This is a genomic window from Desulfovibrio sp. GTC20076 (assembly GCF_055385905.1).
The window spans coordinates 2,843,696-2,868,099 of the sequence record NZ_AP039366.1 but is presented as its reverse complement, the minus strand read 5'-3'; the positions used below and the strand labels follow the sequence as shown (position 1 = coordinate 2,868,099).

The following is a 24,404-nucleotide window of genomic DNA, read 5'->3' as shown; positions in this document are numbered from 1 at the left end:
GCACCCGCAAAAATGCCGCTTGTCCTGGCCAGGCCGTTGTTATGACGCCCTGGCCTTTTTAACCCGCCTTGTGCCTCCCCGTCGTGACTGCACCGGGCACGACCTTGGCCGCTGCCTGCCTTTTTACGGTCTGGCCGGACTGTGTATTGGCCTCACGCTGACCCTGCCCTGCGTTTCTGTATATTTTCTGCTGCGCCAGACCCCTGAGGCCAACCTTGTGCTGTGCGCCGCCCTTGCGGCCTGGCTGTGGATGGGCCTCGAGGTATGGGCCACACGGGGCCTGCACTGGGACGGGCTTGCTGACCTTGGCGATGCCTGCGGCAGCGGCGCGCCGGGCGAACGCTTTTGGAGCATCCTGCGCGACAGCCGCCTGGGCGCGTTTGGTGCCCTGCACCTTTTGCTGGCTTTTGGCGGCATGTGGCTGGCACTGTGCTGGCATATACATGCCGGACAATGGCTCTGCCTTGTGACAGCCCCTGCCTGGGGCCGGGCCTGCGCGCTCTGGCTGGCCGCATCTGCCGAGCCGCGCGAACCGCAGTCACTGGGCGGTCTGACCTGCGCCGGAGCCAGCCCCGCACTGGCGCGAGGCTACGCACTGGGCGCGCTGCTGCTGTTATGCCTGCTATTTTTTACGGGACAGATAACCTTGTGGCAAGCACCGTTGACGGTCTGCGGGCAGTATGTTCTCATCCGCCGCATGGCGGCTCTGGCCCGTGACCGGGGCGGCGTTAACGGCGATTTCCTGGGCGCAGCCATACAATGGGGCCAGTTGTGGTTTCTGCTGGCAACAGTCTAGAAAACTCGTGCCGTAAACAGCCCTGACGGCTACCAACGTATTTTCCGTCACGAAGGTACCGCGTCTGCGCCAGCGAGCGCCGGAATGGACGGCCTGAAAAGTTTGGGAACATCTCTTCTCAAAAACAGAATATTCTGGACGCGCCTGCGCATTTGCCAGGGCAAGCAAGGAGGAATGCATGGATTTCAGAAAATTAGCTGAAAAAGCGCGTACTTGCCGCCGTTTTGCAGAAAACCGGCCGCTGACCGTTGCCGATCTGGAATGGCTTGTGGATTGCGCGAGACTGGCGCCTTCGGCCAGAAATGCCCAAGACCTGCGATTCAGCCTTGTCACCCAGGGTGATACCTGCAAAAAGCTCTTTGCTCTTACCCGCTGGGCAGGCGCGCTCAAAGACTGGGGCGGGCCGCATCCCGGCGAACAGCCCACAGGCTTTATCACCATTTTTATGCCGCAGGGCGGCACGGAGCTGACGTTCTACGACGTGGGCATTGCCGCACAGACCATTCAGCTGGCAGCCACCAGCCGCGACTGGGGCTGCTGCATCATCAAATCTTTTGATCATCAGGCCGTACCCTCGCTCTTGCAGGCCCCGGCAGACCTCAAGCCCGCACTGGTGCTCGGCCTGGGCGCAGCCAAAGAAACGCGCGTAGTGGCTCCGCTGCCCTCAGACGGCAATACCGCCTATTGGCGTGATGCCCAGGGGGTTCATCATGTCCCCAAAAGAACCCTTGACGACCTGATCATCGGGCGCTTGTAGAACATTTAACACTTGAAATACGCTACAAGGATTTGTCTCCAGATCCTTGTAGCCAAATGATTGCAGGGCGGCGTTGCCGACCGTTAAGCAATTATTTGAAGCGGTAGTTGCTCTGGTGCGTTGCACGTTCAAGCCCTTGCGTAACGGCGCGCAACCAGCTCTGCGGTCTTAAGTCACAGCTTCTTCCGCTGTAGTGGTCGACACCGGCACGCCGGGACGCTTTGGCAGTTACGTGATGCGGACTTTTACAAAAATCCACGCAGGGCTGATAGGCACTTTCGCGGCCAGCCCCTTCAGCACATTGAATTTTGAGGATACAGATTCCCCCAATGTAAAAAAGCCCGCCCCACTTGCCCGTGCGAACCCGCACACATGAGGCTTTGGGGCGGGCGTCTGCCTGTGGCGTCCGGATCTGCCCGGAGGGCAGAACGAAATTCAGGCGAATCATCCCGGCGTATTTTAGGGAATACTGTATTTTTGCGAATGTGCACGTTGCAGGCGCGAGTTTTCGGAAAAAAGTGAGGGCTGCCCCACTACTGACAGCCCTCTTTTTTGTACGTCCTGCATTCCGCGATAATTGACCGCAATGCGGTTATGGCCGCGGCTGCCGGCGCTGCATGCCACGAAATGCAGCACAGTGGCGCTCAACGACACTCTTTCTCACGAACACACCCACGACGCACAAATCCTTGATGCGCAGCAAAGCGCCTTAAAACAGTACGCCTTTGTGCCGCCGGAATCTACCCGGCGCATCAGGCCAGCTCACAACAGCCCGTCAGGCCCCGCTGCCATGCAGACAAAGAATCGCGGTTTGTCCCTTGCCGCCTTCTTTGGCATTGTACAAAGCCTTATCGGCCATTTTATAAAGTTCTTCATAGCTGTGGCGGCCCGACCGGCTGTAGGCAACCCCAATACACGCACCCACGCGCACATCGTCAACAAGCGGTTCTTCCAGCCTTGCCACGATATTTTTACTGACACGGATGATCCTTTCCTGCGGCATGTTCTGCACAAAAACGGCAAACTCATCCCCGCCAAACCGAAAAACAATATCGTCTTTACGAAAGCACTGGCCCAGCAGAACGGCAAAAGCTTTCAGCACCGCATCGCCCGCCGCATGCCCGGCCGTGTCGTTAATTACCTTGAAATTATCCAGATCAAAAACAAGCAGGGCCGCGCTGTGACAGGTTTCGTCCGCTCCGCTCAGCCTGGAAGCAGCGAGGTTTTCGCCGGCAGCCCTGTTATAGATGCCGCAAAGAGGATCTTTTTCTGCCCGGCGCACCAGGGCGTCCCTTTCCTTGATGCTGGCATGCACGTCTTTAAGAAAGCCTATTATACCGATTTCTTTAGAACACGGATCGCTGTAGCCCACAACGGTGAGACTGTGCCAGGTATAGGGAGAACCGGCCTTGAGCCGTGCGCGCACCTCGCAGGTACAGTCATTTTCAGCGCGCAGGGCAAGGTTGATCAAGCTGCTGATTTTATCGTTCTGGCCGGGAGCCAGAAGCCCTTGCATCAGAAGGGTTTCCGGAACTCTTCTGGCTTTGAGCAGGCCGCCGCAGGCAGCCAGCTCCTGGTCAAGATTGCTGATGCCCCCCGTAACCGGATCAATCTGAAACACCATATCAACAGTGCTGTGCAGCAGGGCTTCAAGACGGTTACGGCTTTTTACCAGATCATTTTCTTTATGTACGCGCTCGGTCACATCCTGAAAAAGACAGGTACAGTAGCCGTATTGTGGCTGATGGCAGGTTACAGCGAGGTGTCTGCCCAACGAAGGCCAGAAACCGGTCATTTCCTGCACTTGCCCCTGATAGGCAGTCTTCCGGAAAATTTCCAGCCATTTTCTGTCCAGCTTCATACAGGAGTCAACAAGCGAAACGCCCGTCATCCATTCACGGGGAGCACCAAAAAGTGTAAAAAGCGCTTCATTGCCATAAACAACCATCAAATCACGCGGCCTGCCCATAACATCCAGGTCTACCCGCATAACCGCAAGAGCCTGCGGCAGGCCCTGCAAGAAATCCAGACGATTCCCGCAGACAAGGGATACATCGCGCGGGGGCATCTGAAAAGAATCTGCAGAACACCCATCCACAGCTTTCATCGGAAGCCCCGTGCGCCGTCTGGAACCGGGCTTTGGAAAAACGTGGTACAATAACTTTCAGCGGTCATACCATACATCCAATATATTTATAGCAAAAACTTATATAGCTTTTATCATATTAAAATAGGCCAATACTGTCAATAACTCCTACCAATAATTTTCGGCCAATGCTGCGCCCGCAACAACAAAAAAATACGTCTCCCTAAAACTGGAAAGTGCCGTGCAAAGGCCGCTATGCCAATGCAAATGGTGCATACTTTGCTGAAATGGATGAAAAATTTTCTGTGAACCACAGACAGGACGTCGGTCCGGAAAAGAAAATAAAAAAACGGCATTAATAAAACCAACGGCTGTGGCCGCAGCCCAGCCATGAAAAGTGGGCCAGTTTCTGGCCTTGCTGTCTGCCCTGATGCAAAACAAATTTTGTACTTTCCGGATGCCGTTGCGACAGCATCTGCGCCTATGCCCGCCCATAGCGCAAGAGCCATTGATTGAAAACTTCGGCCAGCAGGGTGTCACCCATGTCGTATGCCGCACGGCGGGTACGCTGTACCCGCGCCTTGGCCGCTCCCGCCAGGTCATCCCCCACAGAGCCAGTCAGGGCTGCCCGCACCGAAGCCGCGTAATCCGGCCCTTCCACGGCCGCTGTAAGATGCAGCAGTTTTTCGCGCGAAACCTCGTCGCCCAAAAACATGACGCAACGGGTGGCACTCAGCAGGGCAGCGGTCATGTCGCCACGGGCCTCAAGCATATCCATTAACCGGTGCCAGCCGCCCCGCCACAAAGGTTCATGCTCCAGTTCTGCCCGGCAGGCTTCTTCATTGGCGGTGAATCGCGCGTCAAAATCCGCGTTGCGCTTTTCTTCCACCGCTTCCGGCAGTTCTAGCCAGTGCCCGAGATTGGGGCCGAGCCGCAACTCGTAGCCGTCAAGCGCAGCCAGGATGTGCAGGTCCGGCCTGAGCCGCCGTGCCTGCCGTTGGCAGAACAGCATTCCATTGGCGTTATCATGATCAAAACGGCCCGGGGTCTGGCTGGTATGGTGTACAATGACGCTGCGCCCTTCCACAGCCAGGGCATACCCTTTGCCGCGCAGCTCAAAACAGAGGTCCAGATCTTCAAAGCCATTGCGAAAGCCTTCAAAAAAGCCGCCGCATTCCCAAAAAACATCTTTGCGCAGCAGCATGGCCGCGCCTGTTATGGCCTGAAGAGGCCTTTTGTTACGCGGCACAGGGTGCCCGCCGGGAAAACCCTCATACAGGTGGCCCACTTGCAGAAAGGGCGTAAAAAAAATGCCGCAATGCTGTATGGTTCCGTTGGGATAAAGCAAAAGCGGTCCAACGGCGCCCATGCACTGCCGGCCAAGGGCCTCACGCAGGGGCGGCAGCCAGCCCGGGGTCACGGTTGTGTCATTATTAAGAAAAAACAGCAGGTCACCTGTGGCAGCGGCAGCCCCTGCGTTGCACCCTCCGGCAAATCCCAGATTGGCGGTCAGCCGCACCGGGCAAAAGGCCGCACCCCACAAGGCGCGGCCCAAAGCTTCCAGTTTCGTGGTGGTAGCATCGGTAGAGCCGTTGTCCACCACCACTATTTCCACATTCTCCTCCCGTGTGTGCATGGCCAGGGAGCGCAGACAGGCGGCGGTCATGTCCCAGAGATTCCAGACAGGAATAATGATGGAGACTTTAGCGTTATTCATGGCATTCTCTCCGGTTCCGTGCGGCAAAGCTGCGGGCCGCGTTCACGAAATTTTCTGCCCAGCCCGGTGCGGCCGGGGCGAAAATATGGGTATATGAAGCCCATACATTACGAAAAACAAGGCCGTCCACCCGAAGCGGTATGTGTACGCCGCCATCCTTGCCCGGCTCCGGATGCAACGGCGAACCGGGTGGAGGTCCCATGCCCTGCCCCTTGTCCAGTTGCATGGCCCAGTGCGCATGGCCGGAATTATGGCTCCAACTGTCCGAAACTTCCCACCGGCAACGGGAATAATGAAATTCGTGTCCACGCAGTTCTGTGCCGGGTGCAAAAAAAGGATTGGGAGCCGTAATACGGCCCCGCACATAGCCAAGCCCCTGCGGCTTCGGGCAAAAAACAGCGGTTACCGGCAAGATGCCGCTCATGGGCCACGCTGTTTCCTGACGCTCAATGCCGCGCGAAAGCACCATAAAACCGCCACACTCGGCATATATGGGCATACCCAGTTCCGCCCATGCCGCAATCTGCCCCAGCAGCGGCGAACGACTTAAAGCCTCTGCATGATCTTCAGGAAAGCCCCCGCCCAGGTACAGGGCATCCACCTGCGGCCAGGGAGCGCGACAGGCCGGGCCTGAAGAAGCCCCCGGCTCCCCCTCTGCCTCGGCAGGCCGATACTCCGCATCCAGGAGCGAAAGCCGCACAAGATCTGCCCCGGCCCGGCGCAGGGCCTCCAGATTCTCCTCATAATAAAACCACAGGGCGGCATCACGCACGTAGCCTATACGCGGCCGCGCGCCCAGGGCGGAAGGGACGCAAAAGACGCAGGGGGAGACCACAGCGCTGCCATCAGGTGTGCATGCGGCGGCCTGCCCGGCAGGTTCTGCCCCGGCCGGGGACGCAAGGTCGTAACAACTGCCCGCGGCATCGGCAGGTTCCGGCCAGAAGGCTTCAGCTTCCAGCGGGGGGGCGCTTGCGGCGGCGTCAAGTACGCGGGGCATGTCCATATGCGCGCTCACAAAATCCGCCAGCCTGTCCAGCACCTGCTGTGCCTGGGGCGAAAGGCTGTCACCGCAGGAGGCAATGCCCATATGGCGTTCAGGCAGCGGATTTTCCGCAAGCCGCGGTAAGGCTCCAAGCACGGGAACATCCGTATGCTCCTCCAGCGCCTGCCTGAGAATGCGCTCATGCCGGCTGGAGCCGACCTGATTGAGCACCACGCCCGCAAAGCGTATCCCCGTCTCAAAATACAGCATGCCGCGCACCAGGGCCGCCGCTGTGCGGGTCATCTTGGTACAGTCGACGCTGATGACCACCGGGCATGCCAGCACACGGGAAAGCTCCGCTGTAGAGCACGAGCCACGTGCGTCCATGCCGTCAAAAAAACCCCGGTTACCTTCCACAAGGCCAAGCAGGCGCCTGCCCGCAGCAGCGGGTTGCCCGCCTGTCGCGATGTCTTCCACACGTTGGGCGGCCGCGCTTCGCATGGCGTGGACAAAAAGAGCGCGCAGGCGCGGCGCCTCAAGAAAATACGGGTCAAGATTGGCGGCGGGCCGCCCGGCGGCCAGGCGCAGCCAGGCGGCATCGATATAGTCCGGCCCCTTCTTGAAAGGCTGCACAACAAGGCCGGACCGGACAAATGCGCGGCAAAGCCCCAAAGAAAGCAACGTCTTGCCGCCGCCGCCGGAAAGAGCTGTAACGCAAAGGCGGGGCATGGACTCCGGGACGGACCGCGAGTTGCGGCCTTCAGAAATATGGCAGGTATGGCTCATGGCGTTTCGCATGGTGACGGGTGAGATCGGGGGGCGCTGGACCATTTCAAGATTGAAAATGCGCACCGGCAATGTTTGCAAGGCGCTCATGCGGGTGCCCAACCACACGACAGCGCTGCCCTTGCGCCCCCGCGGCGGACGGCGGCCTACGCCGTTGCCCGGGCAGCCGCAGCGCCGCGTTGCCCTGAAAACAGACTGCTCCGGGGCAACAAGGAAGGCGGCCCCCCCCTGACAACGCGGGCATGACCAGTCTGCCGCACGGGCCGGGGCAGACCGGGAAAATACAGGCGGCAGGGCCGGACCGCGCCTTGGCGCGATCCGGCCCGATGCCACCGGGCTTAATGCTTGAAAGAACGCTGCCCCGTAAAAACCATGGCTACCTGCGGAGCAGCCTCATTGCAGGCCATGATGACTTCGGCGTCACGCATGGATCCGCCTGGCTGGGCTATGGCCGTAACGCCCTGGGCAATGGCTACATCCACGCCGTCGCGAAAGGGGAAAAAACCATCGGACACCAGGGCCGTCCCGGCAAGGCCGCCGTGGGTTTCCTCTGTGCGCCGCTCGATGTCGGCCAGCTTTTCCGCCAGGGTGCTATCTTCGGCGGCTTTGAGCTTCAGCTCGTAAAGAGTCAGGCCCAGTTCACGGAAGGCAAGTGTATCCGCATACTTGGTGTGCGCCTTGTGTATGGCAAGCTCTACACAGCCCACGCGATCCTGTTCACCCGTGCCGATAGCCACGGTGGCCCCGTCACGCACAAAAATGACAGAGTTGGAGGTGACACCGGCCTCCACGGCCCAGGCAAAGCGCAGGTCATCCAGCTCAGCCGGGCTTGGCGCACGTGCCGCCACAGAAAGGCCGTCCCTTGTGGTGGCGGTGGCGGGCAAAAAATCGTCGCCGGAAAGAACACGGTTTACAAAAGACTTCTGCACTACAATACCGCCGTCGGACAGGCTCTTTATGTCGAGAAACGCCGACGAGGTCAGTTCCTCAAGCCGGCCCAGGCCGGGCAGTTCCATAATGCGCAGGTTTTTTCGGCTTTTAAGAATCTCCACCGCGCCTTCTTCAAAAGCCGGAGCAGCTACCACTTCAAAATAGTTGGCGGCTACCATTTCGGCGGCCTCACGGGTGAAGGAACGGTTGACGACCACCGCGCCGCCAAAAGCCGCGATACGGTCGCACCAGAAGGCTTTTTCGAGGGCGGTGGCCACGCCGTCCCTGCTCCAGGCCGCGCCGCAGGGATTATTGTGCTTCAGAATGACTGCCGCCGGGCGGTCTGCGAGGTACTGAAGAATATTGGCCCCGTTGTCCACGTCCGTCAGGTTGGTCTTGCCGGGGTGCTTGCCCGCCTGGATCATCTGCTCTTCGGTCAGGGCAGAAACAATGCCGTGCCCCGGACCCCGCCACTGGAGGCCGCCGCAAGTGATGGAACCCTCTTTCAGGGCGTACAGGGCTGCGGGCTGATCGGGGTTTTCCCCATAGCGCAGGCCCTTTTCCTCGCCGTCCAGCGTCCAGACACGCTTCTGGAACACGAGTTTTTCATCGCCAAGAATGATGGTCATGGTTTCGGGAAAAGCGTCCTTGCGGACAGTGCTGTACATGGCCTTGAGATCCGACATGCTTGCCTCCAGATGTTCGCCGGTCAGGTAAGGGTTTTGCATAGCACAGAAGAAGCCGCCCCACCAGTCCAAATCCGCAGCCCATGCGGCGCGGCGCGGCTTTGCCGCATGGCTGGCGCCGCCTGCGCGTTGACGAAACACAGGGCAGGCCCTACATTGCCTTGTCGCTCAGGATTCACAAGGCAGGTTTGCGCCCTTGGCGCGCCCTGCACTTATCAGCGGAGGATATATGGAAAAACTGCTTGCCCGGCTGGCGCAGCAACTGGATACGATCGACGAAGCGTCACTCATGTCGCTGTGGAGCAAATACGCCACCGTAAGCAGCCGCTTTGAGCCCACAAGAAAGTGGGAAGAGGCGACGCTCATCTTTTCCCTGATTCAGGCCAAACGCTGGAAAAACCAGCTTTTCAACTACCACTGGTCGCGGCAGAGTCAGGGCCGCGAGGGCCTTGCCCCGCAATTGCCCGGCCTTGCGCCCGAGTTTTCCCTGGAGCCGCCGCAAAAAGACGTTCCCGAGCAACGCTGCCGCGTTCTGAAATTTCATCCCCTCAAAGAGGATGACGAAGACGGCAAGCCGTAGCAGCCCGGCCACTGCGCCATACCCGCCCGCAGCCGCAAGGCATGCAGACGGGCATTTCAGCGGTCACAGGCGAGTCATAGTTTGCGGCGCATACCCCGCAAACGCATGACCTGCGGACGATCCTGTACCGTTATGGACATTTGACTTGCATTTGCATCCGAGATAGGTACCATGAAAGGCTTTGCGTCCTGCTTTTGGCAGTTTGACAAAGCGGTCATTTGTCGCGCCCGCGGGTGCGTAACGCTTCCTCATGACAGTACGCCTCCCCTGCGGCGGCGTTTCAGGCAGGTAAAATCATGGCGAATACGGTCATCATCGGCGCACAGTGGGGCGACGAAGGCAAAGGCAAAATCGTTGACATGCTGAGCGCCCAAAGCCGGGCCATTGTCCGTTTTCAGGGCGGCAACAATGCCGGGCACACCATCAAGGTACAGGGCGAAGAAACCATCCTTCACCTCATTCCTTCGGGCATACTGCACGCTGACAAGATGTGCCTCATCGGCAACGGTGTGGTGCTTGACCCGCACGTTTTTCTTGAAGAAGTGGACCACCTGGCTGCCAAGGGCGTTGACGTTTCCGCGGCCAGGCTCGGCATCAGCAAAAAAGCCCACCTCATCATGCCTTACCACAAAAGCCTGGACAAAGCCCGCGAAGCCAAACGCGCTTCGCACAAAATAGGCACAACCGGGCGCGGCATCGGTCCCTGCTACGAAGACAAGGCCGCCCGTGTGGGCCTGCGCGCAGGCGATCTGGCCAATCCCGACCTGGTGCGGGCCAAGGTGGCCCACGCCCTGCAGGAAAAAAACACCCTGCTGCGCGATCTGTACAAATTTGATCCGCTGGACGAAGCCGCCGTATGCCAAGAGCTGCTGGCCCTCGCCCCGCGACTGCTGCCATACCTTACGGAAGTGGAAGACCACATTCAGAAAATCCAGGCCCAGGGCGGCGACATTCTTTTTGAAGGCGCGCAAGGCATTCACCTGGATATCGACCACGGCACATACCCCTTTGTCACGTCCTCCAACACCGTGTCGGGCAATGCCTCAGCGGGCTGCGGCGTGGGTCCTTCTGCCCTGCACCGCGTGGTGGGCATCGTAAAGGCCTATACCACCCGCGTGGGTTCCGGCCCCTTTCCCACCGAGCAGCTTGACGACACCGGCAGCTACCTGCGCACCCAGGGACACGAATTCGGGGCCACCACGGGCCGCCCGCGCCGCTGCGGCTGGCTGGACGCCGTGGTACTGCGCGAGAGCGTGCGCCTGTGCGGCATGACCGACATAGCCCTGACCAAGCTTGACGTGCTGCAGAACCTGCCCGGCCTTCGCATCTGCGTGGCCTATGAATATGAAGGCCACAAGCTTGATTACATGCCGCAGGAAGAAGGCGCGCTTGAAAAGGTCACGCCCGTATATGAAGACCTGCCCGGCTTTGAGGAAGACATTACCGGATGCACCCGCTTTGATGACCTGCCCGAAACCGTACGGGCCTACATCGCGCGTATTGAAGAGCTTGTCGGTGTAAAGGTGAGCATGGTTTCCGTAGGCGCCGAGCGCAGACAGACCATCGTGCGCTGAGGCGCAGTCGCGCCATGACCGCGCCCATGCTTCCGGCTATTGCTGTTCCGGCCTTTGACAGGCTCAAGGATGCGTTGAACCGCCTTGGGGCGGCCCCGCCCCAGGTGTTGCTGCTTGAAGGCGGCAGCGAAGCCCAGCGGCGCGACATGGCCCTTTATTGGGCCGCGCGCATCAACTGCCCGCAGGCACCCCATTCCGGCGCACCGTGCCTTGCCTGCCCCGTCTGCCTGCAGATCGCGGCCGGAGAGCACCTTGACCTTGCCGCTTACGATGGCCGTATCAGCAACCGCGAAGACGAAGAAAATCCCGGCCCCGTACGCGCCTTCAACATGGAGCGCGTACGGGAGCTTAAAAGCCGCCTGCGCGACGCCCCCCACGGGAACGGACGTCGCGTTGTTCTGCTTATGGGCCTTTCCCTTACCCGTGACGAGGCCGCCAATGCCCTGCTCAAGGCACTGGAAGAACCCTCGGCCACCACAGTTTTCGTCCTGCTCGCGCCACAGCGCGAACAGTTGCTGCCCACCCTTGTTTCCCGTTCTTTCTGCCTTACCCTGCCCTGGCCCGACAGCCGTGCCGCAGATGACGCCATGCGCCCGTGGGAAGAAAAGCTGGCGCATTTTCTGCTGACCGGCCAGGGGCTTCTGGACGCACTGGCCGCCAAGGGAGCACTGGACGCCGCCCAGGCCGGACGCCTTTTACTGTGTTGCCAGAAATCCATAAACCGTATACTTTCTGAAATAATAACTGATAACACTTCTCCGCTGGATCCGGCCCTGGAAAACCTGAGCGCGCAAGACCTGGCCCTTGTCTGCCAGTGGCTGACAGAAGCGCAGGATGCCTTGCAGTACGGGCTTACCCCGGCAAGAGCCGTTGAAGCCCTGGCCGCGCGCATATATGTGCTGCGCCTGCGGAGTGTACGGACAGAACCGCGCGCTGCGACTGCGGCCCGCAACTGACGACAAACATACCGGATTTTCGCTGCCGGCGGAATTGTGCCGGGGGCGGCATGGCCGGGCTGCGTGCTTGCATACGAGTCTTGATGGGGGCAAAGGGACATGCGCAGGAACTTTCGCGTCCTGAAACTTCTGGCCTGGATGCTTTTCTGCATTGCACAGGCTCTCTGGAGTTTGCCGTCCCAGGCTGCCTCCCGCATTGTGCAGGTGGGCATTTTTCCCATGGGTGGTTTTCACGATCTGGAAAACGGCCGTCCCGTCGGCTATGACGTTGACTACCTGGAGCAGGTAAGCAGATACACCGGATGGCAGGTAAAGTTTGTCAGTTTTGACACTTGGCACGCCGCCCTGAGCGCGCTGGAAAAAGACCAGATCGATCTTCTTGGCGGCGCGCTGCACACCCCCGAACGCGCCAGGCGTTTTCTGTATTCTCCATATGCCAGCGGCATCACCTATACCGCCCTTGTTGCCTCAAAAGACACGCCTCTTGTTTACGAAGACTTCAAAAAATTTGAAAGCCTGCGCATAGGCGTCACCAGCGACAGCCCCTGGCGGGCAGACTTTATGGCCTACGCCGCGCGCAACAACTTTACCGCGCCGCAGCTTATTCCTTTCAGGCTTGCCAAAGACTCCCGCGATGCACTGAAAGCCGGGGGCATCGACGCCATACTGACTTCCGTCATCAGCCTTGAAGCTGACGAAGCGGTGCTGGCAAAATACGACCCCAGGCCTTTTTTCTATATCACCAGCCACAGTAATGCCCAGCTCATGAAAGAACTGGAGCACGGCATAGCCCAGTTAAAACTGGAACAGCCCGATCTGGAAAACAAACTTTCGCGCACCCATTTGTGGCGCAGCTACCAGACGCCGCTTACCAAGGCCGAAAGAGACTTCATACGTTCCTGCCCACCCCTGCGCGTGGGCTACAGCCCCATGCGCAAGCCCCTGATCTGGCACGATGAAAGCACAGGCGAGACACGGGGCATCCTGCCCGGCATACTTCGCAAGCTCAGCCGCGCAAGCGGCCTGATTTTCGAATTCGTGCCTATGGATGATCCGGACATGAGCCTGAACGACTATTTCAGGCAAGGCAAAATAGACCTGTGTGCCGGCGTAATGTATTCCACAATATGCAACTCCAGCCCCCTGTATACGCTGACCTCGCCCGTACTGCGCAGCGGGTTGAACCTGTACAGCAAAAAGTTTTCCGAAATTCCACCCGGCGCTCCGCTGCAAGTCGCCATACCCGCCGTCTGGCGCGGCGGGCACGTGTACCTTAATACCAATTATCCCGCCTTGCGCGTGGTTTCTTACCCCGACATCGAATGCTGCCTTGAAGCCGTAGCAGCAGGCCAGGCAGACCTTTTGCTGCAAACCAGCTTTGAAGTGGACTATCTGCTCGCCAGACCCCGCTTTCGCGAAATAGTACCCCTGCAGGAACACAGCGGTTTTGAAGACAGCCGCCTGGCTGTCAGCGCGGCCATGCCGCCGCCTCTGCTGAACATCCTCAACAAGCTGCTCATGAATATCGACGAAAAAAGCAAAAGCCAGATCATTTCTGAAAACATTTCCGCGGTGGCCTCACCCATGAGCCTGTCGGACATGGCCTACGAGCACCGCACCCTGCTGGCGGCTCTGGGGCAGATGCTGCTTTTCGGCCTGGCCTTTTTTGCCTACCTTGCCTATCTGCGGCGCAAGAGCGGCAGAACCGTTCAGGAAAGCGAGCGCCGCCTCACCAATATGGCAAACAATATCAACGGCAGCGTCATCAGCCTCATCAACAATCCCCGCCTGGACATCCGCAACGCCAACAGCGGGTTCTGGCATTTGCTGGGCTATAGCGACAACCCGCCCCCAAATCCCTGCCTTGCCGACTTTCTGAGTCCCGAAGAGTCAGAGAGCCTGTTCAGGCTGCTTGAAAGCCGCCGTGAAGAAAATTCTTCCGTCAATATGGAACTGCACCTGCGCCGTAAAAACGGCCAGCCCATGCCGGCCCTGCTGCGCTGCACATGGTCCAGCGACGGGCAGGCCATAGCCCTTCCCAGCCTGGACTGCGTTGTGGTGGACATTACAGAACAAAAACATATGCAGGAAGAACTGGAACAGGAAAAAGAGCGTTACCGCATTCTGCTGGAGCAGTCTCAGGATATTATTTTTGATATGGATATGGAAAAAAGGCAGTTCACCTGCTCGCCCAATTTTTTCACAAAATTCGGCCGCGACAGCACCCCCATGTTCACCCCTGACGGGCGCCCGCGCAATGATCAGATAGTACACCCCGACGACCTGCCAGCCCTTACGGAAATGCGGCGGCGGGTACGGGGGGGAGAACGTACTGTTTTCAGCGTGATGCGCATTCCCACGGCCCAGGGGCGATACATCTGGTGCAGGGTGCAGACCACCCGCATCAGCAAAAAAGACGCGCCCCTGCATATTGTGGGAAAAATTGTGGACATTGACGAAGAGGTGCGCCGCAGAGCCGAGCTGGAGCGCCTGTCGCAACGCGACAGCCTGACGGATCTTTACAACAAGGTGGCCTTTCGCGAAAAGGTCATGCAGAACATGCCTGTCCGGCCCAAGGGCGACAAGACACACGCCCTGCTCTTTCTTGATCTGGACAACTTCAAGGAGCTTAACGACAGCCTGGGACACATGGCCGGTGACGTCGCCCTGATCGACGCCGCGGACGCCCTCAGGCGCATCTTCCGCAATGTGGATGCCGTGGGGCGCTTCGGCGGCGATGAATTCTGCGTTTTTGCCATGGGCATCACCCGCAACGCCGTGGCCGCGCGGGCAGAATCCGTGCTCAAGGCCCTGGCCATGCATTTCGACCGCGAGGGAAAAGCCGTGAACATCAGCGCCAGCATCGGCATCTATATGTTTGACGGCAGCGAAAATTCCTATGAAGAATCCCTCCAGCGGGCAGACAACGCCCAGTATCGCGCCAAGCAGCTCGGCAAGAACCGGTACGTCTTCTATGATGACCCGCCCGTGGAGCATCCGGAATCAGAACAGGGCCAGCCATCCAACGCCTGAAACAGTCCCTGGCTGTAGCCCCCACTCTGGTGGGGCAGGCTGCCTGCCCCTGTTGCGCGAACCGCAAAAATAGCATGCTCCATAAAGGGCAAAGAAAGGCTCCCCGAGGACGGGGAGCCTTTCTGGCAGAATATTTTTCCAGCCTGCATGCCTGTATAACCGTTCGGCACGTCTGCGGCGGGTACGGCCGTATCCGCCTTGCGGCATTGCCGCTACTTCCACAGGCTGCTGTACTTGGCCGCGATACCGTCAGTGCGCTCCACCAGCCTGTCCACCAGCCCATCCACCTCTTCGTAGTTGACGGTGCCAAGTTCGCGGGCCAGAAGATATCCAAGATACCCCTTGCCCTGCTTGAAAACCCAGCACACCGAATAGACCGAGCCGACGCCCGGGCGATCCGGAAACTCCGCCCTGGTTTCCAGCATGACGTACAACTTGGGCTGATCCTTTTCTTCATCGTCATTCAGGGTAAACAGGCTGCTTTTGTTAAAGCGCTCTTTAAGGCTCGTGCCGAGGCGCGCCCCGATGCTGTCCGTGCCCTCGACGGAGACGCTGACCACAGTCACACGGTCCGCGCCTTTCTCGGGTTTGTCCTGCACGGGCTTGCCTGCCTGCGGCGTGGCGGCTGCCGCCATGCCCGCCACTGCCAGAACACAGATCAGGGCCAGAATGCCAAATATTTTGTTCATGCCTTCTCCCTCAACGGTACAGAATGTGGGCAGGCTACGTCTTGCGGCACCAAGGCCGCAAATGCTGCCCTGCCGCAGCCAGTCTATATAAAGTTTAGAAAAATGAAAAGTACAGCTTCGGCCCGTTGCGTGAACATACGCGTTTTTGCATGCCGCAGAAGCTGCAACACTTTGTTACAATTTGTCATACTGGGCACACAGTTTGCCGTCCACCCGCTGCTATATATGGAACCATGCATAATGAAACTGCTTTTTCACGGATACAGGTTCCTGTTCCCGCACCGGTCACAAAGGGTCTTTTTCAACAGGGCATGGACTACCTGCGCGACAGGTGGCCCCTTGGGCACTCCCTGCCCGTTCCCTTGCGTTTTCTTAAAGAAACCGGCAGCCAGTGTGATTCGCCGCCATGGCATGTAGAAGCTGTGGCGCACAGAACGCCGCGCCGTCATGTATGCATCCCCTGCGGCTGGATTGCCCGCTACCTGCCGCAGGATACTCCTGTTTTTGAGCCGGGCTGCGGCAGCGGAGCCAACCTGCTGTGGCTGGCCCTCAAGGGCTTTACCCAACTTTCGGGCAGCGACATTGACCCCCGGGTGCTGCACTTCAGCGAGCATTTGCAAAAATATCTGGGGCACAGCCTGGAAACCTGGCAGGACAACGCCCTGTCACCCACCCGCCTTCCTGAAAATCAGGGGGCCATACTGTCGGTCAACTGGCTGTACCACCTGCCCGACACATCGCTGGATGCCTTTATGGAAACCTACAGGCCCTGCCTGAAGCCCGACGGCGTTTTTGTTTTCGACGTCATCAGTGACAGGTATAACAGCGTGCCCAACAACCGGTACCATACTGAAGACTGGCGCAAGCCCGAAAGCCAGCGGCGGCCCTCGGAATATACATTCCGCCTGTCGCATGCAGATGTGGAATGCCTGGCCCGCAAGCACGGCTTCCGGATTCTGCGGCACACCCTTATCCACAGCCGCCCGCAGCGTTACGCCTATATGCTCGGCAGGGCAGGCCTGTAAGACTGCAACGGTCCGCCAGCCTCCGCGTTGCCCCTGTTCCGGCAGGCCGTTGGCGCACAGCTTACACGTGCGTGGCCCGGCAGGCCCGTTCCCGCCGGGCGGGCGGTTCGCCCCGTCAAGACTGCCGGACGCCCAGCGCACCTCGTTCGCCCAAAACGTCTTTCCGCCAGTGGCGGGCCTTGTGGTCTCAGGCGCGGCGTTCATCCATCAGCGGCAACTCCAGCCGCGCCCTGAGACCGCCCTGGGGCAGATTTTCAAGAAACAGCGCGGCCTCATGCAGGCCCGCCATGCTGCGGGCAATGGAAAGCCCAAGGCCATGACCGCCCGTATGCCTGTTACGCGAACCTTCCACACGAAAAAATGGTTCAAAAACCTTTTCGAGCAAGGCCGGGTCCATGCCCGGCCCCTTGTCGTCAATATCCACGCGCAGCACGCTTTTTCTGCCGGGCAGCGTCTGCACTGAAGCGGAAAGAACAGCCTCCCGCCCATAGCGCAGGGCATTATCCAGCAGATTGTCCAGGCAGCGCCGCAGGGCCACGGGATAGACAAGGGCCAGCAGCTCAAGCTCCGGACCGGCCAGCGTTACATCCTGCCCCATTTCGCGGCGATCCTCCACAATGGACTCAAGAAAGGCCTGCATGTCTACCTTGACGCGATCCTCCGTGTGTCTGCGGCACTGGGTCATGGCCGTACCCATTTCCACGGTGGAATGCAGGCTCTGCACATCTTCAAGCATTTTCTGCCGGAACGTCCCGGGTGGCGTGCTTTCAAGCCGCAAACGCATGCGGGTGAGCGGCGTGCGCAAGTCATGCGACAGGGCTGCAAAAACCCGTTCCCGTTCTTCCATGATGCCGCTGATACGCTTTTGCATGGCGTTAAATGCCTGTGCCGCGTGACGCACTTCACTGGGGCCTTCGTCGGGGACCATGTGGGGCAGGCGTTGTGAAGAGCCGAATTTTTCCGCGGCCCGCGCCAGGGTGCGCAGAGGGCGCACCAGCCTGTACACAATGAGCAGCAGCAAGGCCGCAAAAACAATGAATTCCAGGCCAAGCACCACGAAAGGCATGTCTTCAAGATGGGCGCGGTGGGCGGGGCCGTCGTAACTGATGCCCAGCCAGGAACCATCGGCAAGCTCTATGGTCAGGCGGGCGTCGAACGAGCCGGACACGTCCCACAAGGAAAAAAATCTTTCAAAAAGCGAAGCCCATTGCCCGGCCTCTTTGCCGAGTATGATCACCCGCACCTGAGCCTGCATGGCCCGCGGCTGCTGGCCGGGCGCGGCCAGGTCGTCCAGCGCCTCACGGATATGCTCCAGAAAAAAGCGCGAAAGCGTATCGGTTCCCTGCGGCATGTCGGGTTTTTCATCCAGCATTTTCACACGCACATCTGAAAACCGCGCCAGACCGCTCATGAGCGCAGGCCTGCTCTGCGCGGGTTCCGCTTCAAACATGCGGACACACAGGGCTATGGTGGCGCTGTGGTTCGCCAGCATATTCTGCACCATATGGCGTTCAAAAAAGTCGGCCACGGTCAGGATGGTCACGGTGTGCAGGATAAAAAAAGCCCCGAGCAAAAAAAGGCTCAACCGTGAAAACAGGCTTTGGGGCAGATGGCGGTCGGTATTCATGCGTTTTCCCGGCGCACATCCGCCGTCCAGATATAGCCGTCGCCGCGCACAGTCTTTATGAGCGCAGTCTTTTCACCGCCCTTGTCACGCAGGCGGGTACGCAGACGGCTCACCTGCACGTCTATGCTTCTGTCAAACGCCCCGGCATTGCGGCCCTGGGTCAGGTCCATAAGGGCGTCGCGGCTCAGCACTGTTTGCGGGTTTTCAAGAAAAGCCATGAGCAGGCGATACTCGGCGCCGCTCAGGTTCACCATAACCCCACAGGGAGATTGCAGACAGCGGGACGCCCTGTCCAGACGCCAGCCTGAAAAATGCATGCTGCCGCTTTCTCTGGCCGGCACAGGCAGACCCTCGTTACGCCGCAGCACGCTGCGGATGCGCGCCAGCAGCTCGCGCGGTTCAAAGGGCTTGGCCATGTAGTCGTCCGCGCCCAGCTCCAGCCCCACCACGCGGTCTGTGCTTTCACCCAGCGCGCTCAGAAAGATAATGGGGATGCGCCACTGCTTCCGCACCTCACGGCAGACCATAAAGCCGTCCTGCCCGGGCAGCATGACATCCAGCACTATAAGATCCGGCCTGTCACAGCGCAGAATATCCATAAGCGCATCACCGTTTTCGGCGCAGCTTACCTCAAAGCCGTGCTTCTTCAGATAGCCGGACAAAAGGTCCAGGATTTCCCGGTCGTCATCCACAAGACATATGGTCTGTCGGCGTTCCATATTTCCCCTGCATGTCTGTTCCGCATGTTTTCGGGCGTACCCGAGGGTACAGTAAGCCCGCGGCCGGGAACTTTCAATGGCGTGGCCCGCTCGTCAGCGCCGCAGTCAGAGGTGGCGCACGCCATGCGGCGGCTCCGCTCTTGAGCCTGCCTCACGGAAGCGCTACACTTGCACAAATTTCATTCACCGAGGAGCCTGCCATGCAGCGAACCCTGATTATCGACGCTCTCAACTCCACATCGGCCCAGCCCACCATAGTCCTGTGTGGCTGGATACGCACACGCCGCGACGCCAAGGATTTCAGCTTTGTGGAAATCAACGACGGTTCCTGCCTCGCCAACATGCAATGCATCGTGGACGCGGGTACGCCTGCCCATCAGGGCCTCGGCGATGCGGCCACAGGCGCTGCCGTGCGCGTGACGGGCGAACTTGTATCCTCGCCGGGCAAAGGGCAGCAGTGGGAGGTGCGCGCGCATGACGTGCAGGTTTACGGCCTGGCCGACCCCGAAAATTTTCCTTTGCAGAAAAAACGCCATTCCGACGAATTTTTGCGCACCATTGCCCACCTGCGGCCGCGAACCAACAAGTACGGAGCCGTATTCCGCATCCGCTCCGAGGCTGGCTTTGCCGTTCACGATTTTTTCCGCGGCCGCCGCTTCGCCTGGGTGCATACCCCTGTACTTACCGGCGCGGACTGTGAGGGCGCGGGCGAGATGTTCCGCGTGACCACACTTGAGCCGGGCGCAAAAAACCTGGATCAGGATTTTTTCAGCCGCCAGTGCAACCTGACGGTTTCAGGCCAGCTTGAGGCTGAAGCCCTGGCCACGGGCCTTGGGCGGGTGTACAGTTTTGGCCCGACCTTCCGGGCAGAAAATTCCAACACGCCGCGCCACGCCGCCGAATTCTGGATGATCGAGCCGGAAATGGCCTTTGCCGATCTGGAAGACCTTATGGAGCTGGGTGAAGGGCTTACCCGGCACGTAGTGGACCATGTGCTCACCCGTTGCGAAAGCGACGTGAATCTTTTTGACAGCTTTGTGGACAAGGGCCTGCGCCAGCGCCTGCAGGACATGCTGGCTGCGCCCTTTGGTCGTGTGTCCTACACGGAGGCCGTGGAAATTCTGCAGAAAAGCGGCAAGGATTTTGCCTTTCCCGTTGCTTTCGGTACAGACCTGCAAACCGAACATGAGCGTTACCTGGCGGAAGAACACTTTAAAAAGCCTGTTATCGTTTATGATTACCCCAAAGATATCAAGGCGTTTTACATGCGCCAGAATGAGGATGGCAAAACCGTGGCCGCTATGGACATGCTGGTTCCGCGCATCGGCGAGCTTATCGGCGGATCGCAGCGCGAAGAGCGCCTGCCCACACTTGAGGCCCGCATACGCGAAATGGGGCAGAACCCGGAAGATTACTGGTGGTATCTCGAACTGCGCCGCTTCGGCACTGTGCCTCACGCCGGTTTCGGCCTGGGCTTCGAGCGCCTGCTCATGCTGCTCACGGGCATTACCAATATCCGCGATGTCATCCCCTTCCCCCGTACGCCGGGCAATCTGGAATTTTAGGCCATAATGGCCTGAACTGCAGCAGCTATCCATCTTCGTCCTCGGCAGCGTAAAGGTACAAAACTGTTCCGCCGGGCAGCATCGCCCGGCGGAACAGCCATATGGGCAGCCGCCCCTGTGGGCAGATGCCCCCCCGCGTTCCGGCAGGTGCGCTCCGCCGTTGCCTCGGCGCGTGCCACACCTCTCTCCCCTACCCACCCCCTTGTCTGCCTGAAGTGCAGGCAGCGCAGGCCAAACAGTCCCATCCCGTACCCGCCCGGTGCTGTTCCGGCGTTACCTGACGCATGCCCGGCAGTTTTCACGCTCGTTATCCACAACGGCGATTCCCGCGTAAAACTTCGCGCGCGGCGCACAACGCGCCCTTCACATTTACCGCGATCAGGACTATACTGTCGCCTCACCGCGCGCATTTGCCGCGCTCTTTTTATCGGCGGCCCCGTAAGGCCGACGTGCATCGCCCAAGGAGAGCGAAAAGCCATGAGCAAGAAGCTGACTGTTGCCGTTGTTGGCGCCACTGGCGCCGTAGGCCGTGAAATGCTCAAGACCCTTCACGAGCGCGACTTTCCCGCCACCGAAATCCGTGCCTTTGCTTCCGCCCGTTCGGCGGGAACCAAGGTTCCTTTCGGCGAAAAGGAACTGACCGTTCAGGAACTTAAAGAAGACGTCTTTGAAGGCATTGACCTGGCCATTTTTTCCGCAGGCGGCGCCGCTTCGCTAAAATTTGCCCCCCATGCGGCCCATGCCGGCTGCGTCGTGGTGGACAACTCCTCCACATGGCGCATGGATGACCGCTGCCCCCTGGTGGTGCCCGAAGTCAACGCCCAGGCCCTGGAAGACCATAACGGCATCATCGCCAATCCCAACTGCTCCACCATCCAGATGATGGTGGCGCTCAAGCCCCTGCACGATGCGGCCAAAATCAGGCGCGTGGTTGTTTCCACCTATCAGGCGGTTTCGGGCACCGGGCAGAAGGGTATTGAAGAGCTGGAGCGCCAGGTGCGCGACCTCTTCAACGGGCGCGATCCCGAAAACAAGACCTACCCCTACCGCATTGCCTTCAACTGCCTGCCCCACATCGACGTTTTCCTTGAAAATGACTACACCAAGGAAGAAATGAAGATGGTCCACGAAACCGTCAAGATTTTCAACGATCCGTCGGTCAAGGTCACGGCTACCTGCGTGCGCGTACCCGTTTTTTACTGCCATGCCGAATCCGTCAACGTGGAAACGGAAAAAAAGCTTTCGGCCAGAGATGCCCGCGTTATGCTTGCGCAGGCTCCGGGTGTGCGCGTGTTCGACAATCCCCGCGAGCTTATGTATCCCATGCCCGGCTACTGCGTGGGCGATGACCACACCTATGTGGGCCGTATCCGTGAGGACGAAACCATTGCAAACGGCCTCAACATGTGGATTGTGGCCGACAACGTGCGCAAGGGCGCGGCCCTCAACACGGTGCAGATCGCCGAAGAGCTTGTGCAGCGCGGCCTTGTGCGCGTGACGGACAAAAACGTCTTTATGTCCTGATATTGAACGCATGCAGCAAACGTGCGGGGCGTTCTGCGCCCCGCGCGCCTTTTGAGGAGACGCCCTTGAAAGCAGTCGATGCCCATACCTATCTTGCGGCCCTGCTGGCCGCTCCCCGGCCCGGTTCTGAAAACGTGCTGGCGTTCTATGATCACAGGGTGGGGCATATCTGCACTGACGCGGCCCTTCTGCTTTTGCCGCTGGATGATCACATCTGCCACAGGGGCGACGGTCTTTTTGAGAGCATCAGCTACCGCCAGGGCAGGCTGTTCAGCTTTGACCAGCACCTTGCGCGCCTCAAGGACGGAGCCGCGGCTCTCGGCATCCCCCCTCCCTGTCCGTGGGATACACTGCGCCGCATCATACTGGACGTGGCCCGCGCCTCGGGCAGCGATCACGGCGACATGCGCATATTCCTGAGCCGAGGCCCTGGCGGCTTCGGCATCAGCCCGGCTGAATGCCCCCAGGCAGGCCTGTATGTGGTGGCCCTGCGCAAAAAATTTGCGGGCCAAGCCTTTTATGAAAAAGGGCTCACCGCCTTTACCAGTGACATCCCGCCCAAGCAGGAATACCTGGCCCGCATAAAAAACACCAATTATCTGCCCAATGTGTTCATGGCTATGGAGGCCGCCCGCAAGGGCATGGACGTTGCCGTGACCTTTGATGAAGACGGCTTCATGGGCGAAGCCGCCACAGCCAACGTGGGCCTTGTGGACGAACGGGGACGCCTGCTCTGCCCCGAACTCAGACGCATCCTGCCCGGCACCACCATGCTGGCCGCCCTTGAACTGGCCGCGCGCCGCCACCCCGGTCCCATGACGGTAATAGAGGCCCCCATAGCCAAAGAACAGATCAGCACGGCCAGTGAAATGCTGCTTTTCACCAGTTCCACCCTCTGCGTAGGGGTGACCCATTTTGACGGAAAGCCCGTGGGCTGCGGCGAGCATCTGGGCAGGCCGGGTCCGGTGGCCCGGTGGCTCAAGGATGCCCTGCTGCGGCATTTGATGGAACAAGGTACTCCCTTCTGATGCGTGTTCTGCTTATTGCCCTGCAAAATACGGTTCCCGGCCCCGCCTCGCCGGAAGAGCAGGCCCGGTGGGCCGAACTCGGCTCGCCCATGCGCACCGCGCGGATGGAAGAAGAACACGTTCTGGCCCTGGCCCGCGCCATGCGTGATGGCGGCCGTCTCGCCCCCATGCTGGCCTGCCGTGAATCTTCGTACCTTCATGCCCGGGCATGCCAGATCAACCTGCCTGTTCTGACCGTAAACGGGGCAAGCCCCGGCAATCCTTTCAATTTCTGGTGCTTGTGGCGCTGGCAGCGCAGACATCAGAAACTGCTTGTGCAGACAATGGGGCAGGACGCCGTGGCCCTGGGCCGCAGCGTACTGCGCATGCGCCCGGCAGGAGGCACCCTGCTGGCCCATGCCTTTCCTCTCCGCCCCCCGCAGGGGCAGTGCGCCGCAAGCAGGGCCTTCAGGGCTGCCCACAAGGTGCTGTGCGGCTCGCGCCATGTCATGGAGCGCCTGGCCGCCGCAGAAGCCCGGCAGGCCCCAGACACCCCGGTCGAAAAGAAGGGCAAGAGCAAAAAAAACAGTACTGGAAACACCGGTTCCCGTCCGGAATGCGGCGAAAAACCCCGCACCCTGCCCCTGGGACATGCCCCCCTCACACTGCTGGCTCCGGGCATGAGCCTTGACGATTTTTTACCCGCCGCAGAATGCGAAGCAGGCCGCTCCGCAGTGCCTGATTCCGGCCTTTCCGGGCCGGACCGCTTTGTTTTTGGCCTGGCCGATGCCCTGACGCCGCGTTCCGGTGCGCAGGTGGTCATGCGGGCCATGTCGGCCATCTGGCAGCGCGACGACCTGCCGCCGTGGGAAGTGCGCGCCCTGGGAGGCGGCCCCCGCCTTGCCGAAATCCTTGACGAAGCCGAAAGCCTTGGCGTGGCCTCACGCCTGAGCATACTCAACGAGCAACACCTGCCCGATGTCTTGCCCCGCTGCCATGCCTGGATCGCGCCCGGCTCTTCCCCCGAGGAGCTGCCCGAGAACCTGTGGGCCGGTGTGGCCGCGGGCCTGCCCCTGCTGTGCAGTCAAAGCCCCCTGCACCTGGAACGCCTGTCTCTGGAAGGCGGCAAACCGCACAACGCGGCCCTGCTGGTGGAAGAAAACGATCCGCAGGCCCTGGCAAAAGCCATGATCGACCTTATGCAGAACGCGGACCTGCGCCGGGATCTTGTACGCGGCGCGCAGACGCTGCGCCCCCATGTGGGACTGGAAGCCTTTGCGGCGCGCGCCTGCGCCCTGTATACCCAATGGTGCCGCGAACTGGGCTGGCTTGAGCCGGACCATGATGACGCCCACCGGTCTTGAA

At 59.8% G+C, this 24,404-nt stretch carries 18 protein-coding genes; 11 read left to right on the top strand and 7 right to left on the bottom strand.

Going from position 1 to position 24,404, the window contains the following annotated elements:
• Positions 1–19 precede the first annotated feature (19 nt).
• Both ACZ495_RS12585 and ACZ495_RS12580 read left to right on the top strand, forming a co-directional pair.
• Positions 20–796, top strand: coding sequence for an adenosylcobinamide-GDP ribazoletransferase (locus ACZ495_RS12585; protein ID WP_072311716.1), 777 nt, complete (start codon positions 20–22; stop codon positions 794–796).
• Positions 797–974: 178 nt separating this feature from the next.
• Entirely contained in the window at positions 975–1,553 is a 579-nt protein-coding gene (locus ACZ495_RS12580) for a nitroreductase family protein (RefSeq protein WP_296985200.1), read from the top strand.
• Positions 1,554–2,328: 775 nt separating this feature from the next.
• On the opposite strand, the gene ACZ495_RS12575 is transcribed toward ACZ495_RS12580, so the two are convergent.
• The 4 genes from ACZ495_RS12575 to ACZ495_RS12560 all read right to left on the bottom strand — a co-directional run bounded on the left by ACZ495_RS12575 (position 2,329) and on the right by ACZ495_RS12560 (position 8,740).
• Positions 2,329–3,660, bottom strand: coding sequence for a sensor domain-containing diguanylate cyclase (locus tag ACZ495_RS12575; RefSeq protein ID WP_041724419.1), 1,332 nt, complete (start codon positions 3,658–3,660; stop codon positions 2,329–2,331).
• A 460-nt stretch (positions 3,661–4,120) separates the two neighbouring features.
• The gene (locus ACZ495_RS12570) at positions 4,121–5,356 is read right to left on the bottom strand and encodes a glycosyltransferase (protein ID WP_394026947.1); all 1,236 of its coding nucleotides are present in this window, start codon (positions 5,354–5,356) and stop codon (positions 4,121–4,123) included.
• A complete protein-coding gene (locus tag ACZ495_RS12565) occupies positions 5,349–7,124 on the bottom strand; it encodes a cobyrinate/hydrogenobyrinate a,c-diamide synthase (protein WP_394027811.1) in 1,776 nt (591 codons plus the stop codon). The genes ACZ495_RS12570 and ACZ495_RS12565 overlap by 8 nt, the downstream gene beginning before the upstream one ends.
• A 338-nt stretch (positions 7,125–7,462) precedes the next feature.
• Positions 7,463–8,740: a phosphoribosylaminoimidazolecarboxamide formyltransferase gene (locus ACZ495_RS12560; protein WP_015939265.1), complete on the bottom strand. Its 1,278-nt coding sequence runs from the start codon at positions 8,738–8,740 to the stop codon at positions 7,463–7,465.
• Positions 8,741–8,969: 229 nt separating this feature from the next.
• On the opposite strand from ACZ495_RS12560, the gene ACZ495_RS12555 reads away from it, so the two are divergent.
• From ACZ495_RS12555 to ACZ495_RS12540, 4 genes are all read left to right on the top strand, one after another.
• Entirely contained in the window at positions 8,970–9,320 is a 351-nt protein-coding gene (locus ACZ495_RS12555) for a hypothetical protein (protein ID WP_015939266.1), read from the top strand.
• Between the two features lie 296 nt (positions 9,321–9,616).
• Positions 9,617–10,894, top strand: coding sequence for an adenylosuccinate synthase (locus tag ACZ495_RS12550; protein WP_015939267.1), 1,278 nt, complete (start codon positions 9,617–9,619; stop codon positions 10,892–10,894).
• 14 nt (positions 10,895–10,908) lie between these two features.
• Positions 10,909–11,850 carry a DNA polymerase III subunit delta' gene (locus tag ACZ495_RS12545; protein ID WP_015939268.1) on the top strand — a complete coding sequence of 314 codons (942 nt, stop codon included), beginning with the start codon at positions 10,909–10,911 and terminating at the stop codon, positions 11,848–11,850.
• A gap of 99 nt (positions 11,851–11,949) precedes the next feature.
• A complete protein-coding gene (locus ACZ495_RS12540) occupies positions 11,950–14,883 on the top strand; it encodes a diguanylate cyclase (RefSeq protein ID WP_464262367.1) in 2,934 nt (977 codons plus the stop codon).
• Positions 14,884–15,095: 212 nt separating this feature from the next.
• Here the strand turns inward: ACZ495_RS12540 and ACZ495_RS12535 are convergent, their stop codons facing one another.
• On the bottom strand, positions 15,096–15,572 hold the full coding sequence (locus ACZ495_RS12535; RefSeq protein ID WP_015939270.1) for a hypothetical protein: 477 nt from the start codon (positions 15,570–15,572) through the stop codon (positions 15,096–15,098).
• Between the two features lie 233 nt (positions 15,573–15,805).
• Between ACZ495_RS12535 and ACZ495_RS12530 the strand changes: the two genes are divergently transcribed.
• A complete protein-coding gene (locus tag ACZ495_RS12530; protein WP_464262366.1) occupies positions 15,806–16,597 on the top strand; it encodes a class I SAM-dependent methyltransferase in 792 nt (263 codons plus the stop codon).
• Between the two features lie 187 nt (positions 16,598–16,784).
• Here the strand turns inward: ACZ495_RS12530 and ACZ495_RS12525 are convergent, their stop codons facing one another.
• Together ACZ495_RS12525 and ACZ495_RS12520 are read right to left on the bottom strand one after the other, a co-directional pair.
• Positions 16,785–18,224, bottom strand: coding sequence for an ATP-binding protein (locus ACZ495_RS12525; protein WP_015939272.1), 1,440 nt, complete (start codon positions 18,222–18,224; stop codon positions 16,785–16,787).
• Complete coding sequence (locus ACZ495_RS12520; protein ID WP_464262365.1) at positions 18,221–18,943, bottom strand: response regulator; 723 nt, start codon at positions 18,941–18,943, stop codon at positions 18,221–18,223. The genes ACZ495_RS12525 and ACZ495_RS12520 overlap by 4 nt, the downstream gene beginning before the upstream one ends.
• A gap of 200 nt (positions 18,944–19,143) precedes the next feature.
• Between ACZ495_RS12520 and asnS the strand changes: the two genes are divergently transcribed.
• From asnS to ACZ495_RS12500, 4 genes are all read left to right on the top strand, one after another.
• Positions 19,144–20,508, top strand: coding sequence for an asparagine--tRNA ligase (asnS, locus tag ACZ495_RS12515; protein WP_394026936.1), 1,365 nt, complete (start codon positions 19,144–19,146; stop codon positions 20,506–20,508).
• 477 nt (positions 20,509–20,985) lie between these two features.
• Positions 20,986–22,032 (top strand): aspartate-semialdehyde dehydrogenase, encoded by a 1,047-nt coding sequence (locus ACZ495_RS12510; RefSeq protein ID WP_015939275.1) that lies wholly within the window; start codon positions 20,986–20,988, stop codon positions 22,030–22,032.
• A 65-nt stretch (positions 22,033–22,097) separates the two neighbouring features.
• Positions 22,098–23,060, top strand: coding sequence for an aminotransferase class IV (locus ACZ495_RS12505; protein ID WP_015939276.1), 963 nt, complete (start codon positions 22,098–22,100; stop codon positions 23,058–23,060).
• Positions 23,060–24,403: a glycosyltransferase gene (locus tag ACZ495_RS12500; RefSeq protein ID WP_464262364.1), complete on the top strand. Its 1,344-nt coding sequence runs from the start codon at positions 23,060–23,062 to the stop codon at positions 24,401–24,403. Before ACZ495_RS12505 ends, ACZ495_RS12500 begins: the two co-directional genes overlap by 1 nt.
• Position 24,404 lies beyond the last annotated feature (1 nt).

Coding starts and splice junctions, on each gene's coding strand:
- ACZ495_RS12580 (WP_296985200.1), top strand. CDS start 975: ATGGATTTCAGAAAATTAGCTGAAAAAGCGCGTACTTGCCGCCGTTTT.
- ACZ495_RS12575 (WP_041724419.1), bottom strand. CDS start 3,660: ATGAAAGCTGTGGATGGGTGTTCTGCAGATTCTTTTCAGATGCCCCCG.
- ACZ495_RS12570 (WP_394026947.1), bottom strand. CDS start 5,356: ATGAATAACGCTAAAGTCTCCATCATTATTCCTGTCTGGAATCTCTGG.
- ACZ495_RS12565 (WP_394027811.1), bottom strand. CDS start 7,124: ATGAGCCATACCTGCCATATTTCTGAAGGCCGCAACTCGCGGTCCGTC.
- ACZ495_RS12560 (WP_015939265.1), bottom strand. CDS start 8,740: ATGTCGGATCTCAAGGCCATGTACAGCACTGTCCGCAAGGACGCTTTT.
- ACZ495_RS12555 (WP_015939266.1), top strand. CDS start 8,970: ATGGAAAAACTGCTTGCCCGGCTGGCGCAGCAACTGGATACGATCGAC.
- ACZ495_RS12550 (WP_015939267.1), top strand. CDS start 9,617: ATGGCGAATACGGTCATCATCGGCGCACAGTGGGGCGACGAAGGCAAA.
- ACZ495_RS12545 (WP_015939268.1), top strand. CDS start 10,909: ATGACCGCGCCCATGCTTCCGGCTATTGCTGTTCCGGCCTTTGACAGG.
- ACZ495_RS12540 (WP_464262367.1), top strand. CDS start 11,950: ATGCGCAGGAACTTTCGCGTCCTGAAACTTCTGGCCTGGATGCTTTTC.
- ACZ495_RS12535 (WP_015939270.1), bottom strand. CDS start 15,572: ATGAACAAAATATTTGGCATTCTGGCCCTGATCTGTGTTCTGGCAGTG.
- ACZ495_RS12530 (WP_464262366.1), top strand. CDS start 15,806: ATGCATAATGAAACTGCTTTTTCACGGATACAGGTTCCTGTTCCCGCA.
- ACZ495_RS12525 (WP_015939272.1), bottom strand. CDS start 18,224: ATGAATACCGACCGCCATCTGCCCCAAAGCCTGTTTTCACGGTTGAGC.
- ACZ495_RS12520 (WP_464262365.1), bottom strand. CDS start 18,943: ATGGAACGCCGACAGACCATATGTCTTGTGGATGACGACCGGGAAATC.
- asnS (WP_394026936.1), top strand. CDS start 19,144: ATGCAGCGAACCCTGATTATCGACGCTCTCAACTCCACATCGGCCCAG.
- ACZ495_RS12510 (WP_015939275.1), top strand. CDS start 20,986: ATGAGCAAGAAGCTGACTGTTGCCGTTGTTGGCGCCACTGGCGCCGTA.
- ACZ495_RS12500 (WP_464262364.1), top strand. CDS start 23,060: ATGCGTGTTCTGCTTATTGCCCTGCAAAATACGGTTCCCGGCCCCGCC.